The 13,744-nt window shown below is 37.5% G+C and carries 12 protein-coding genes; 1 reads left to right on the top strand and 11 read right to left on the bottom strand.

Annotation, left to right across the window (positions count from 1 at the left end; all coding sequences use genetic code 11):
- Nucleotides 1-201: 201 nt before the first annotated feature.
- From G588_RS0108535 to G588_RS0108525, 3 genes are all read right to left on the bottom strand, one after another.
- Complete coding sequence (locus tag G588_RS0108535; RefSeq protein ID WP_022778317.1) at nt 202-2,718, bottom strand: restriction endonuclease subunit S; 2,517 nt, start codon at nt 2,716-2,718, stop codon at nt 202-204.
- A 92-nt stretch (nt 2,719-2,810) separates the two neighbouring features.
- The gene (locus G588_RS0108530; protein WP_022778316.1) at nt 2,811-5,534 is read right to left on the bottom strand and encodes an AAA domain-containing protein; all 2,724 of its coding nucleotides are present in this window, start codon (nt 5,532-5,534) and stop codon (nt 2,811-2,813) included.
- A gap of 43 nt (nt 5,535-5,577) precedes the next feature.
- Entirely contained in the window at nt 5,578-5,910 is a 333-nt protein-coding gene (locus G588_RS0108525; protein ID WP_022778315.1) for a hypothetical protein, read from the bottom strand.
- Nucleotides 5,911-6,101: 191 nt separating this feature from the next.
- On the opposite strand from G588_RS0108525, the gene G588_RS0108520 reads away from it, so the two are divergent.
- A complete protein-coding gene (locus G588_RS0108520; protein WP_022778314.1) occupies nt 6,102-6,515 on the top strand; it encodes a hypothetical protein in 414 nt (137 codons plus the stop codon).
- Between the two features lie 124 nt (nt 6,516-6,639).
- On the opposite strand, the gene G588_RS0108515 is transcribed toward G588_RS0108520, so the two are convergent.
- From G588_RS0108515 to G588_RS0108475, 8 genes are all read right to left on the bottom strand, one after another.
- Entirely contained in the window at nt 6,640-7,101 is a 462-nt protein-coding gene (locus tag G588_RS0108515) for a hypothetical protein (RefSeq protein ID WP_022778313.1), read from the bottom strand.
- A gap of 17 nt (nt 7,102-7,118) precedes the next feature.
- Nucleotides 7,119-7,346, bottom strand: coding sequence for a hypothetical protein (locus G588_RS0108510; RefSeq protein WP_022778312.1), 228 nt, complete (start codon nt 7,344-7,346; stop codon nt 7,119-7,121).
- Nucleotides 7,347-7,363: 17 nt separating this feature from the next.
- Nucleotides 7,364-7,990: a hypothetical protein gene (locus G588_RS0108505; protein WP_022778311.1), complete on the bottom strand. Its 627-nt coding sequence runs from the start codon at nt 7,988-7,990 to the stop codon at nt 7,364-7,366.
- A gap of 218 nt (nt 7,991-8,208) precedes the next feature.
- Complete coding sequence (locus G588_RS22470) at nt 8,209-8,367, bottom strand: hypothetical protein (RefSeq protein ID WP_022778309.1); 159 nt, start codon at nt 8,365-8,367, stop codon at nt 8,209-8,211.
- Nucleotides 8,368-8,757: 390 nt separating this feature from the next.
- Entirely contained in the window at nt 8,758-10,143 is a 1,386-nt protein-coding gene (dcm, locus tag G588_RS0108490) for a DNA (cytosine-5-)-methyltransferase (RefSeq protein ID WP_022778308.1), read from the bottom strand.
- A gap of 81 nt (nt 10,144-10,224) precedes the next feature.
- Entirely contained in the window at nt 10,225-11,985 is a 1,761-nt protein-coding gene (locus G588_RS0108485; protein WP_022778307.1) for a Sau3AI family type II restriction endonuclease, read from the bottom strand.
- 48 nt (nt 11,986-12,033) lie between these two features.
- Nucleotides 12,034-12,513 carry a very short patch repair endonuclease gene (locus G588_RS0108480; RefSeq protein WP_022778306.1) on the bottom strand — a complete coding sequence of 160 codons (480 nt, stop codon included), beginning with the start codon at nt 12,511-12,513 and terminating at the stop codon, nt 12,034-12,036.
- Between the two features lie 17 nt (nt 12,514-12,530).
- Nucleotides 12,531-13,736, bottom strand: coding sequence for a restriction endonuclease (locus G588_RS0108475; protein WP_022778305.1), 1,206 nt, complete (start codon nt 13,734-13,736; stop codon nt 12,531-12,533).
- Nucleotides 13,737-13,744 lie beyond the last annotated feature (8 nt).

Here is a 13,744-nt window from a genome sequence, read left to right as displayed (position 1 = left end):
TTTATAGAAAAATCATATCTTTTTCAGTGAAACAATGCTATGATTAGTTCACTCCATGTAGGGAGCCGTCGAGCACCTACATATCATAAGAAAACAGGGAGACTGCCATGTTCTTGGTTGTTCTCCCTGTACTACGTTTTAGCTATCCATTTAGTGTTACATTCCTTCTAAATATTATGCTTTACTTATGATTCCTGTCCACTATACATTGAAAGAATCTAGCATTCTCTTTAAAAGTTTTTCAACATCAAGAACCAAATCAAAGCACTGCTCTGCATCAACTTTTCTTAACTCATTAGTGTGTGCTGAAGGATTTCTATAATCATTCTTGACTTCTTCTATAGAATCCGCATAGTCATTGAGAAGCTCAACAATCTCATCATCAGTTTTTTCTGAAAAAATCTTTTCTCTTGAGTACTCCAACAACTTTCTTCTATTGTTTTCCTTTATTTCTTCCGACAACTTATCATCCTCAAGTCTACAGAGAACATACGCAACCGATCCTAACGTAAAGTGTTTAGGCTTTATTGGTTTTCCGTGTCTATCCAGCAACGCTGATGGATATTGAGGATAATTCACTTTTCCAGGGTATTGCTGCTTTAAAAAATCGATAAATCCCTTACAAAATCTCTTACTCATTTCATTTTCAAGAGCTTTCGTCACTAGCAAACAAACACCAGAGTAATCGACAACGTTCTCTAATCCCTCCAAATCATTAAATGTCACTTTAGAAGAAATCAAAAATGTCTTAGACGATTCATCGAGTTTATTCCAAGCGCTCTCTCCCAAAGATTCAATAAGATTGTTGCGCTCTGTATTAAACTCTTTTTCAGAATTACTAGCATTTACCTCTTTAACTATTCTTTCAACACATTCTTCGGTAAATGCATGTAATATATGCTCTTCTTCCTCTATTGAGGCAGCTATATCAAGCTGTTTATCTACAAGAGATTGAAAACCAGATATTTGCTTTGATAATTGATCTATCTTATCAGATATGTTGTGTACCTCTCTTCGAATATCTTTAATATCTCGCAACATTTCTATCAACAATCTATCTGATACCGAAGATTCTTCCACACTGACTTTTTCTACGCTAAGTACGCCTTTGTTTTCCTTCTTCTCTTCTTTATCCTTTTTCTTAATCGCATCCAGGCTTCCAGGTCTTGGCAGTTCTAATAACTGTTTAAGTTCTCCTTCATCATATTCATATAGTTCGTTATCAACAAACAAATATACATGCGCATTCTGAATGTCCGCTCTTATACCACCAAGATAATCTGCCATTCTATGACTGTTTACTACTTGGCTTGATCTATATTCCTTTACTTCGACTACTCCTCTAAGAATGCCATTATCAAAAAGGGCGATATCAAACGAATGCCTTCCTTTCCTGTACCATTCTTCAACAGTCCAGCCTAATTCCTTAAAAAGCATAACTGCTCTAGCTTGCTCATCAACAGCATGCTGCATACTATCAGCAGTTTTCATTACTTTTATATCAGGAACAAATATCTCAGCCAAATTACTGCATGAAATATGCAACTGCCTTCCACAATGACTAATAAAATCCAGTTGTGATTCAAGATACTCAACGCCTGTCTTTGTACTGAAAAACAGCTTTAACCATTCTTCATATTCCTGCTTTCCTCTAATTATTGCTACATGCTGATTCGCAATATAGTAGTCATCTTCACCATGAAATACAGCCCAATCAACATTATTGCTACTAATTGTGCTAATAATCACATCTCCGTTTTGTAATACACACCTCGATGCACGCCTGTCCGATGCTACAAATTCCTTACTGCAAAATGCCACTCTGCTATGTTTATTAGCAAATGCTCCTTCATGAATAAATGCAGAATTTATAATTTGGTAATCACCTTTCTCCAATCTATTCTCTGAATTAATCATGCATCCATAAAGAATATCTGCTATATCTCCAAGCTTAATGGTATCTCTTCTCTGTATAAGTTCTCTGACCTCTTTATAATCTGGATCAAAATAATTTGGGTCAAATCTTTCATAAACTTCTGAAGAATCCACATAAAACCCTGATGAGCCTTTGCTATATTCTTCGTAAGCATTTTCAGGATCATCACTGTTCATGAGCATATAGATTTTTTCACTTTGAATCTTTTTTTCTATTACAAGAGCTGACAATTCCATAGTCGAAAACGGTAACACTCTGCGCATAGAAATAACTGCTTCCAAAGAAAAATCGCGAAGTATACGCTTTCTCAACTCTTTGAAAGCTTGTACCGATAATAAGGATTGCGGTACCAACATAACAAGTCTCCCATTTTCTTCCAACAAGTCGAGGCTCTTGTTGATGTACAATTCCTCACTCCTGTCTCTATCTATTCGGGCTCCAAAAACTGGGCATAGAATTATGGTAGAATAAGCCCCGACTATATCAGTATTAAGGAAATCCCGATTCACTATATTTTTGTTAATTCCACAACCACTCTTTTCTATTATTTCAACCACATCAACAGATTTTGAATAAACATCTGCCTCATCCGCGCACAAAGCCAATTCTCCCTGCCCTGCATTTGGAATCAGACATCTTTCTATATGCTCTCCTCCCGCAAGCAAGTTTAATAGTTTAAGTATTTTAATCGGATATATAAAGTTTCCTCTACCATTTCCAAATCTATCAGCTGCTAGCCTTTGAATCTTCAAATAATCACAGTCTATGTCATTTGCCTTCATAGCATTCCTCCTTATGATGCGTCTTTATATTGAGTATCTTTTATAGCTGATTAAGTTTTTTGTGTAAAAATTCAAAATTCCGCCCGCGTAGCCTATTTCACAATCTTTTCTAATGCAATAATAATCTTTTCCTTTTCTCCGCTCTCATTTGTTCCTAACCTTACAAGGTTTAATCCGCACTTTTCAAGAATATGATTCTTCTTGATGTCCCTCTCATGCTGCACTGTTCCAGCCTTATGGTATTTAAATCCATCTACCTCAATAGCAAGAACCGGTTGCTTACTCATCTTGTTGAATACCGTTAAGTCCAAATGTGTTCCCGGGTTATATGCATATCTCATTTCTTCAGTATCAAGCTTAGAGACATCCCTAACCACCATAGACAATGGTTCAAAACACGTAACCCCATAATCAGGATACTCCTTCAGAATGTCCTGAATCATATTATATGCAAGGTTCTCAGAATCATATTCTGATACTCTTCTATGATTTCTGAGATACTCCCAGCGTTTTTCTCTATACTGTCCATAAAGATAGTCAAAGACAGAATAGATCTTGCTATCCACGACCTCCATCTTGTTGTACTGGATGTAGGATATAAGATCCACAATGTTACCGCTCTTTTCCTGTTTATTTCCGGACACAACAACAATAAGCTTTTTCTTCGCTCTAGAAACAGCTACATTAAGCAAGTTGGGATTATCTGTGAAGTTTCTTATCTGATCATCTACTGTAGACAGGATAATGACATCCTTCTCCCTGCCCTGATACTTGTGCACAGTCGCTACATCTATTCCAGGGATCTGTCTTTTAATCTCATCGACCTGCTCATTGTAGGGAGCAATAATTCCAATATCATCCAATGGTTCCTCCAGCTTGGGAAGAATCTCTTGTTTGATAACATCTATCTGTCGCTGATTATACTTTCCCCTGGCATGATTTCCTTCAACGGTTTTAACTGCCATAAGTGCCTGGCCAAGATTATCATCTTCAGTCATAACGACAAGTTCATTATCGTAGAACTTCTGATTGCAGAAAGAAATGATCCTCGGGTGGCATCTATAATGCTCCTTTAGTAGTGTACTGGGCACACCAGGAATAGCCTCCACCATACTCTGCAGAAAGCTCTTGTGTGCAAAGTCGTAAGCATCCGCAATGTTATAGTTTGTTCTAATCAAGTCCGCACTTTGCATGTTTTCAGGATTCACAACATTAGGAAGCTGCTTTAAATCTCCAACTATAACTGCATTGTGAGCACAGGATAATGCAAGGGCTCCTGTAGCAATATCTACCTGAGATGCCTCGTCCATAATAACGTAATCATACGTAACATCAGCAAGGTTAAGACTGGTTCTCGCTGAAAAAGTGGTACTTAGTACTATCGGATATTCCTTTAATACTGCAGAGGAATTCCTATAAAGATTCTCGCTCGAAAACTTAATCCTCTCTCCGTTCCACTTATATCTTCTCGCAATAATATTCTTCACAAAGCTTAATGATTTGTCCTGAAGCTGTTTTTCATAATCTCCGCGTTCCTTCTCTAGAGTATCTTCATTTTCCTTTAACTCTGACTGTATTTCCTCAAGGCTTCGCTCGTAGTACATTCCCTGAAGCACAGTAATTATCTTGGAATACTCCTGCTCATAAAAGTCCCAATCAGCAATTCCATATAACAAAACGCTTTTAAGCTTTGTCCAAAAAGTAAGCTTCTTATCCCTATCAGCTCGATCCTGTACTTCCTGCCAGAGGCGCATAAGCTTATCTGACTTAAGCCTTCTTCTGATTTTCACAGCTTTATAGTCCGCACCAGTCTCCTGAACGAACTCATCAAAATGCTTCCTCTCTATATCTACTGCATACTGCTTTTCTTTTAATCTCGCTATGTTTTCCTGGAGCTTATATACATTTTGCAGTCGTTGAGCCAGTGTATTTATTTCGCTTATTGAAACGGAATTCTCCCCGCTGATAAGCCAATTCGACAAATCCGGATATCTTCCGGTCTGCTCCTGTACAAAAGCCTCTTTGTTCTCAAAACTTCCCAAAGGTGCGACCAGAAAGTCCATTCCGTACTTTTCCTGGGAAAGCTTTTCCATTACATTCAGAGTTGCTGCATTGTTATTCGATACAACAAGAACTGTCTTATTCTTGATCAAAAGATTCGCAATGATATTTAGTATAGTCTGGGTCTTACCAGTTCCTGGCGGGCCTTGAATAACACTTATCTGATTCTCCATGGCATTTTTAACCGCTTGGAACTGGCTCTGATTACAGCCAAACGGGAAAATCAAAGGTCCAGGATTATACTTTTCTATCCTTTTGGAGGGCTCAAGGAAATTGGCCAAAGCAGAGGTGTTTCCGATGAATGGCATCTTTTCAAAATGCTTACTTAGGATAAGCTCTCCCTTGTCATTCTTGATATTGCTTAATTCAGATACATCCTTAAGATAGTCAAAAAGATTTGCTGATTTCTTGTTAGCCAGGCAGTTCTCAACTACATTAAGATCACTCTTTTTGAAATCCTGTGCATAACTCTCAAATACAATATGCCAATACAAGTCACTACTGCTGGCAAATTGATAAATGCACTTTATATCAAAAAGCTTTTTCGCTTCAGAGGTTCTTATTATATAGTTCTCTGGATTCAATACTGATGGGTTACTCAAAACAAGAACATTACTCGGCATGTAAGAGTAAGCCCTTCCATTAGTGAACTTTATATCATATTTGTTTGTGGCAGGATTCTTAACACAAGTATCAATCCTACTTGTCTCAATCTTCCCCTTGGCCACTATCATGTACTTAGTAGTGTCAATCATTCGTATAGCTCTTTCTCATTACAGAACACCAAGTCTACGTCACTTATTGCTCCAAATACTCAACTATTTTTCCATGATCTTTTGCATACTCTATTTCTGACTTCGTACTATCCCCAATATAACCGCCAACATTGATAACATAAATACCATCAGCCATATCTATCTTTCGCTTGTGCATATCATCCAGCATTTCCTTGGTTTTTGTCAGTGTTCCTTCGTCCATATTCTCCCAAACTTCCTGATCTCCTGAGTGTCCGAAGAGTCCAACGCTTATCACTATGTTTCCTTGTAGAGTAAGCTTTTTTTGCGCTTCCATAAACTCGTTTTTAAATCGTGTGCTACCACACAGCGTAATTACTTTATATCGCCCAACCATTAGTTTTCTCCTTAAAACTGATACTTAAATTATATACCATCAAAACTTCATTCCCTATATAAAGATGAGCTAGGTGCCCCTAGCTCATTTTCCTTTATTATCCTATTTTTATTGGAACATTGTAAAAAGGTGGTATTATATATACTTGGCGATGAAAAGCTTCACAAACTGTAAAACTTAAGAGGTTCATTATGACTACAACAACGATTAGAAAATACTGGGTAAAAGACTATCTAACCGGCGAGCAAATGGATATCTTTGCTTATTCCAACACAAAAGCCATTAAGGAGTATTTCTGTTCCATGAACATTGGAGATGAACCTGTAAACACTAGATTAGATCAATTCAAGCATCGATATGACTATTTCTCGGCTTCAAGGTTTGTTGTCGCACCCTATGGAAAAAACGGTTCTCCAGATGATTGGAATCACGGAACATACTTCAATCGCTATGGCTATGATTTTGATTCTAACGTATCAAAATATAAATCTGTAAAAATCCGTGGAGTAGAAAGATCAATCGAAACTGGTGAGATTTCAGTGGCAACCGATGAAGCAGTTAAGCTTATACGCAGAGCAAAAAAGAATAAGCTCAAGCAAGAATAATCGGTGGCTCCGGGTATTCTATCTTCATACAGAATCAGTATGCCCTTTAAAAAAGTCAAATACGGCAAGTGTAAACCGGAGAGTACACACTCCGGTTTTCTTTACTCCTAAATTAGTCAAACTCTCATTTTTCAATAAATCGATTCAATTCAGGAAGCTCCATATCATTTATGTTTTTACCTTTTCCTAGTTGAATATATTTCTCTGTATCTTCCCTACCGCAAAGCGTAACTATAAATAGATATGAAAGAAGCCTTTTGACATCCTCATCGGTAGAATCATTAAAACCATTTATGATCTTTTTATATCCGCCTTCTAAGCTAACACCTTCGAATGAATCAATGCGAATCGCTTCTTCCTGATTACAGATTTCTTCCGCCTCATCATCACTAATTCCAGGTTTGAACTTCTTCTCTATGTAATCATCCTCTGATAAAAAGAATTCTTCTATTCCCTCACCATCAATGATACTAAGCCACTTTGAAGAGCCTCCATCCTTACTATACTTGATTCCAACTCCAACAAATCCAGAGCATGCAGCCCAGCATTCCTCAATTCTACAGATAACATCCTCAATAAGAATCATGCATTTATCCTCATCATTCAAAAATCATCCGGGTCAAATCCAGCATCTTCTAGTGCTTCTCTGCGTTCTTCTGGATCCATGAATTCTATTTCGTCCCTGAGTTCCTCTTCCTCATCAATATCATCATGCACTTCCTCCGAAAAGATAGTGTCATTAATATATGCAGTCTCTCCTGCATCAATCTTTCCATCATGATTTAAGTCAAATGGTCCATTTCCAAATAATCTATCAAGTGGTCCTATCATAATAATCTCCTTTCTAATCAGTGATGATCTCTCCAATAATCCTCTGCAGCGTCATAAGCTTCATCTTCGTCTTCGTAATCATCTTCATAGTCGTAGAATTCTTCGTACTTATCATCCGCAAATGACTGTGCTGATTTATAGTTATAAACATCATATTGATCATATTTCTTCTTTGTCGATGATTTTGAGCTATTTTTTTTCGTGCTGCTATACTTACTCGTTGAATTCTTTTTAGTAGTTTTGGAGCTTAAACTAGTGGTTGTGCTTTTGGATTCATGTGTTGAGCAAAGGTTTGAGCCTTCCACACGCTTATTATTACAGCCGCCTCTCATACAAGCGTGAGAAGAACAATATGATCCTCTTGTTGCTTTTTTCATGCATCCGCTAACTGAACAGGTCTTGTAGCCTTCTGACTTTACATACTCAGATGCATGCCTGTTGCAGTAAATTGTACCGTTTCCACCCTTTTCGCTGTTGCATCCACTTTTTCCGCATTTATGCAATCTGCAATAACTTCCAGAGTCAACACCTCTGTCACATCCTGCATGCGCACAAGTTGTCTTCGCATAAACTGTAATAAAGCCCGAGTTTAGCATTGTTACTGTAATCGCTATCATTAAAACATACATAAACATCTTTTTCATTTTCAATACCTCCAAAGTATAAAACTCTTATCCAAAAGCCTGGACCAAAATAATAATGATTCCAAGAATAAGAAATAACGTGCCTACAATAGTTCCATCAGATTCACAAAACCTATAGTTACCATATCCTTCGCCAAAGAAATAATAATGATCACCATGATGGCAACCATGCCCATGATCATCGTGGCAATTACAGTTATGTCCCATATTTGTACCTCCTAAATCAAACCAAACATGCCCCAAACAATGATTCCTACTATAAGAACCGCAACTCCAAGTCCTCTATTTGCTGCTTGGTTCTTGTCTACAAGTAGATATAATCCGAAAAAAGGCATTCCAAAGATCAGTAATATAAATATCGCGATTATCTCAAGCATTCCCAACACCTCCTTTGTTCTGGGATTGTTATTTTAGAAAGGATTCGGCCAGCTGATCTTGCTTTGTTCCCCTACTAGCCTAGGTGCTCTCTATAGAGCTACAGATTCTTACTATCCAGAGGAATGATCATTTCATTCAGAATCTGCCACTATGTCAAACTCAAATGTCAATTTAAAAGAGGCCATACAGCAAACAACAATAAACCACATAGAAAGGAGCACACATTGAAACAAAACAACCTATTTGTACGACCTCTTTTAAATCGACATTTCTTTTATATATACATCATACCTATAATGGTTTATATATTTTCCGAATTATAACGACCTAAGTATTACATAATAAGAAAAGGCATTGTGATATGCATTCATCACAATACCTTTTTCCAATCATTCATTATCTAGAATGTCACTCAATACAGGTTCCATCTGCTTTATCAAATCTACAACCAAAGCATTCCCCATCATGAACTTACGCTTGTTGATGGGCATTTCTACAGTTTCACCATTTACAAGACATTCTTTAGTCCAGTTTGTTGGGAATCCCTGAATTCTTTCCATCTCAATAGGTGTAAGAAGTCTTATCTCCCCAGTTTTCTTATCTCTAACTATATGAGTAGTTCTGCTAAATGATCCTTCACTAGTAAGCATTGTCCTTGCTGGCTTGTCATACTCATCAACCATTGGTATTGCTCCTTCAGCAAAAACATACTCGTGACCATTTGCCGCTGTACGACAGAGCTTTTTTGCTCCTTTTAAATACTGCCAGGTCTGACGTTCTTCTTTTGAAAGCCGTTCCTTTGTCTCATCACTATGAGTCACTGTTGGGCTAGTATAATATAGTCTTTCTTTAGGAATAAAGAACTGTGAATCAACCTCACCATCTTCCATGATATCTCCCAGAGTGATTTGCTTACCACTGTATTCCGGAACCGTCTTTGCTGTATATATTGTTCCATCCAGCATCATTCCTGAATTCTCAAAAGTGAAAGTAAATGATGATGATAATTCACCAATTCCTTTTGGAAGTTTGCCAATCTTTACATATTTAGCATCAAGTGGTGCTACCGGAAAACATGTCGCAAAAAATCCCTGCGAAAGGATAACCTTTGAAATACTATGTCTATGCATTTCATCACCATGCATAGCGATATATTTAGCATCCTCTATAACCTTATTTGCATATTTCGTATCGTTACGATATGCAAATATAAATGTACGCCTCCTACGCTGCTGATAGCCATACTCAGCCGCATTAATAACTCTCCACTCAACTGTATATCCTAAATCTCTGAAGCAAGCAAGAATAATAGCAAAATCTCTACCTCTTTGACTTGCAGGACTCTTTATCAGCCTATCAACATTCTCCAGTAAAACAAACGGTGTATTCTTGGCTTCTAACATATCTCTAATATCCCACCAAAGAATACCCTTCTTTCCCTCAAGACCTTTTGAAGTAGCAAGTGTTGATGCTACCGAGTAGTCTTGGCAAGGGAATCCGCCAACTAGTAATGTATGATCTGGCACCTTGTTCTTATCAACAGCATTTATATCTTCATTGGTGGTATCATTGCCGTCAAGATCTAAGCATGTTCCAAATCTATTCACATAGCAATCATGGGCCCACTGAGTTTTTTTGTCAGCAGGTTCCCACTGACTAAACCAAACGGTTTCCCACTTTTCTGGCTGTTTTGCATCATCTATAGAACTTATGTTGTTAAGTCCGCATCTGAATCCACCTACTCCCGCGAACAATTCACAAACTTTTTTCTCCATTAATAACTCTCCCAAAAACAATTATCCGTAATAGGATCTTACCACATATATTATAAAGGATCAAGCACTTTCGATCAATCCCTATCTTTTATATTTTTTCACCAGCTCATCATCAAGCTGACCTTCAATATATGCTCTATTAAGCCAATAAGCCTGCTTTGTCATACGTTCCCCACTTGGCAAAAGGTCCGAATCTGTAATGCTTCCAGATCCATATCTCTGGCCATCTTTGAGTTCATAATATGACTTAACCGCATGTGGTCTAATGTGAAATACACCATTATCACTTACACCCGGAAGATTATTTTCGATATTTACTTTTCCATTAGCCAGTATCACTTTAGTCAGCTCGACACCATATTTCAAGATATGTTTTGTCCTATTCCATGCATCTCTAACTATTTCCATGTCAGACTCTGGCATTCCCCATATCTGACACCCTTTAAACACTGTGCCTTTGTCATCTTCCCAAAACACCAGCAGAAAATATTTTCTATTTTTTAAAATATCATACAATGCAGATGCTTCCCACCCTGCTGGTTCACCAGTTTCTTCATCAACTATCTCCGTATCAAACGCCTCTGATGCAAGATCAAGAAGTTTAAAATCCTCAAGTCGGAATTCTTGATTCTTACTTTTCTCCTCTCTGAAACGAATTATCTTTGTAATGATGCCCGCCTTAACAAACTCCTCTACCCGGTTTGACTTCACGCCAAGCATTCTACAGGCCAATATAGCCTCATAAGACTTATTTTGCCTATTAACCTCTATGCCGAGAGCTCTTTCTATTTCCTCTTCATACAATCCAACATACCTGCTTACACGCTCTTGTAATGCTTCTTCAAAAGACATTGTTCTTAATTCATTCACTCCAAAAGCTGCTTCGTATGTATCTTTGCCAGGTATTACGTAGTTATTAAGCACATATGTCATATACGAGGTTTTAAAAGAAAATGCTCTTGGTTTTGCAGGAATATCGCTAAATGGTTGCGATATCCTATCAGTAGACTTTGAACCTTTTGTGCAAGCAGCCAAGTACATCGTGTCGCTTTCCGATAGTTCATGTGCTCGGCCAGACTTGATTTTATTCACAATAATATTGTAATCATTGCGTATTATCATCAAATCTTCAGATGGAGGAGTAAATAGATGAGCATATTTTATCTCATAGTCATATCGTCTCAACACTTCTTGTCTATAGAGATAGTATATAAGTAGAAGAAGCCTAGACTTTGTCCAAAAATGTCCTGTTTCAAAGTCTTCATTTACTACATCATTATAGTTTATCTTTGTGAGAACCAAACGTTCTTTAGCAGAAACTGAGCCGTCTTTGTTTTCTTTGAATGGAGTGACTTTTAGCTCAACTCCCGCCTCAGGAAAATCTGGTCGCGAATCACTATTGCATTCATAATGAAAATGATGTTTTTCTACAAGTTGGCCTAAATCCCCCTTATTACTAAAGTCTTCAACATCAGATGAACTATCATCTTCAATAACTTTTGCAAAAGTTTTTCCTACAAGTTTTTTCGCATAAGCCTCAATGGAAGACGGTTTTCTACCATCATATTCCATTGAGGCATTTATACACCCATTTTCTTGTGCATTTATAATAATCTCATACTCTTGTATGTTTTCTGCGTTCTTTTTAATCAGTTTATCTTCTGACCGATCATCGTATATCTTGTTGGTAGCGTAAAAGTTCCTTCCCGAATCAAGATTTTCTTTATATCTACATGCATCCCTATATCTCTCATCTGGATGAATACAGAATCCTTGATTTGAACATTCAATATATCGATGGCAACAGCCAAATTTTGTAATTTTATCGCCATTTACATCCATAAACGCTTTCCTTTTTATGAATATGCTTTTCTATTGTGACATTTCAGCTTAAATTGTATCAGTATCATCCTCTGTCTTTATATCAAATATTGCCTCTTCAACCACTTTAATGCACGTCTCTGTATCGTTCAGAATATCTTTCCCCCAGAAATGAATTACCGTCCATCCCTGAAAGAGCAATTCAGCATCCTTCTCTGCATCACGTTCTCTATTTCTCTCTATCTTCTTGACCCAATAGTCAGCATTCTTTCCTTTTTCAATCCTGGGCCTCAAAACGTTCCATTCTTTTCCGTGAAAAAACTCACCATCACAAAAGATGGCTATCTTGTATTTGGTAATCGCTATATCTGGACTACCTGGGAGTGTCTTGCAGTTCTTCCTGTATCTATATCCTTTTGCCCATAAAGACTTTCGCAAAACAAGTTCTATCTTTGTATCTTTCCCCCTGATTTTACTCATCGTCCGGGAATTCTTTTCAGTTGTTTGCCCATGAAACCGTGGCTCGCGGGGAGTATTCTTACCTTTCATTGCTTAAGCCTTATCATTCATTTTAAAGCTGTAGAATCTACTGATTCTAACCATTCATAAATATTCCTAGAAGAAATTGAATTATTCCTCAATACTGCTGCTATATCTGATGCTGTTATAAGGAGTATTGGATAACCATTTTCAACAACCTCATAGTAGGCCTGTTCATCGACAAAACTTGTAGTAATAAATACACCCATTTGTCTGTTCTTCAGTCTAGAAATCAACCTAGACATATCCTTTACGCCAACACCATCATCAACATCACTGCACTTTGCCTCCAAAGCACAATCAAAAGAGAGTGGTACATTAACCTTTCCACTTTGAGAAATGATATATTTCCCTACAATATCATTTGCACCATCTGTCCATGTCCCGGCCGATGCAAAGCTCTGAAAGTTAGTGTCCATCTTACAAACAATATTTGCTGCGCAAACCTCAAACCCTCGTTTATTTCCTCGATAATGGTCTCTTAAGATTTTCAGGCACAACATTCCTTCTTCATCGCTTTGAAGTTGATCATATTTATTTGGAATGTCATGTTCTTCATGCGGCCGTAGCGGAACTATACCATTTCTTCCTTCCCGAACAAACTTCTTCCATGCTACAGGTGCATAATTCAAATTGTTTCTATGGTCATAAATTAAGGCCTTTATCCATTCTCTAGAAATTGGCGTTTTGCCAGTATCTAAAATAGTGAAATATGCCTCGTAATTCTGAAATGTCTTGTCGTTTACCTTCTTCCAGGAAGCAAAAAGATCTTTTCCCGGAACTATGTTGGGATTACCTGGCGCAGCAAGACCTAAAAACTGGATATCTCTTCCATGTCCAGTTTTCTTGAATATCAAAAACGGCGGGATATCTTCAAGCTTAAACCCATCATTAAGTAGGTCAAATGTTGTTTTTAAAACTAGGTTCCCCTTCTTCTTTGTGTCTAACAGTGCCCTTCCAGGTTCTCTATTATCACCAAAATACCTAAAGACACCTGTTTGCTCGTCCAATGAATCAGGCCATTCTGGCTCTTCCAGGCTTGTGTACAGGACAATGTAAGCATACTTTCCAGAGCCATCTTGTCTTAACCTTTTTCTAAATCCTCCAGAATTTTCACATTCCGGAATCAGCTTGTGAAATGGCTCGGCTGACATGTTAGGAGCCTTACCACCTTTGTAGATACAATTTAAAATCAAATCTGATTTATCAAGATCATCAAATTGTACTTCCATCCTCTTAT

The sequence above is a fragment of the Butyrivibrio sp. AE3009 genome (assembly GCF_000420845.1).
Lineage (GTDB): Bacteria > Bacillota > Clostridia > Lachnospirales > Lachnospiraceae > Butyrivibrio.
This window is presented reverse-complemented; position numbering and strand designations above follow the sequence as displayed.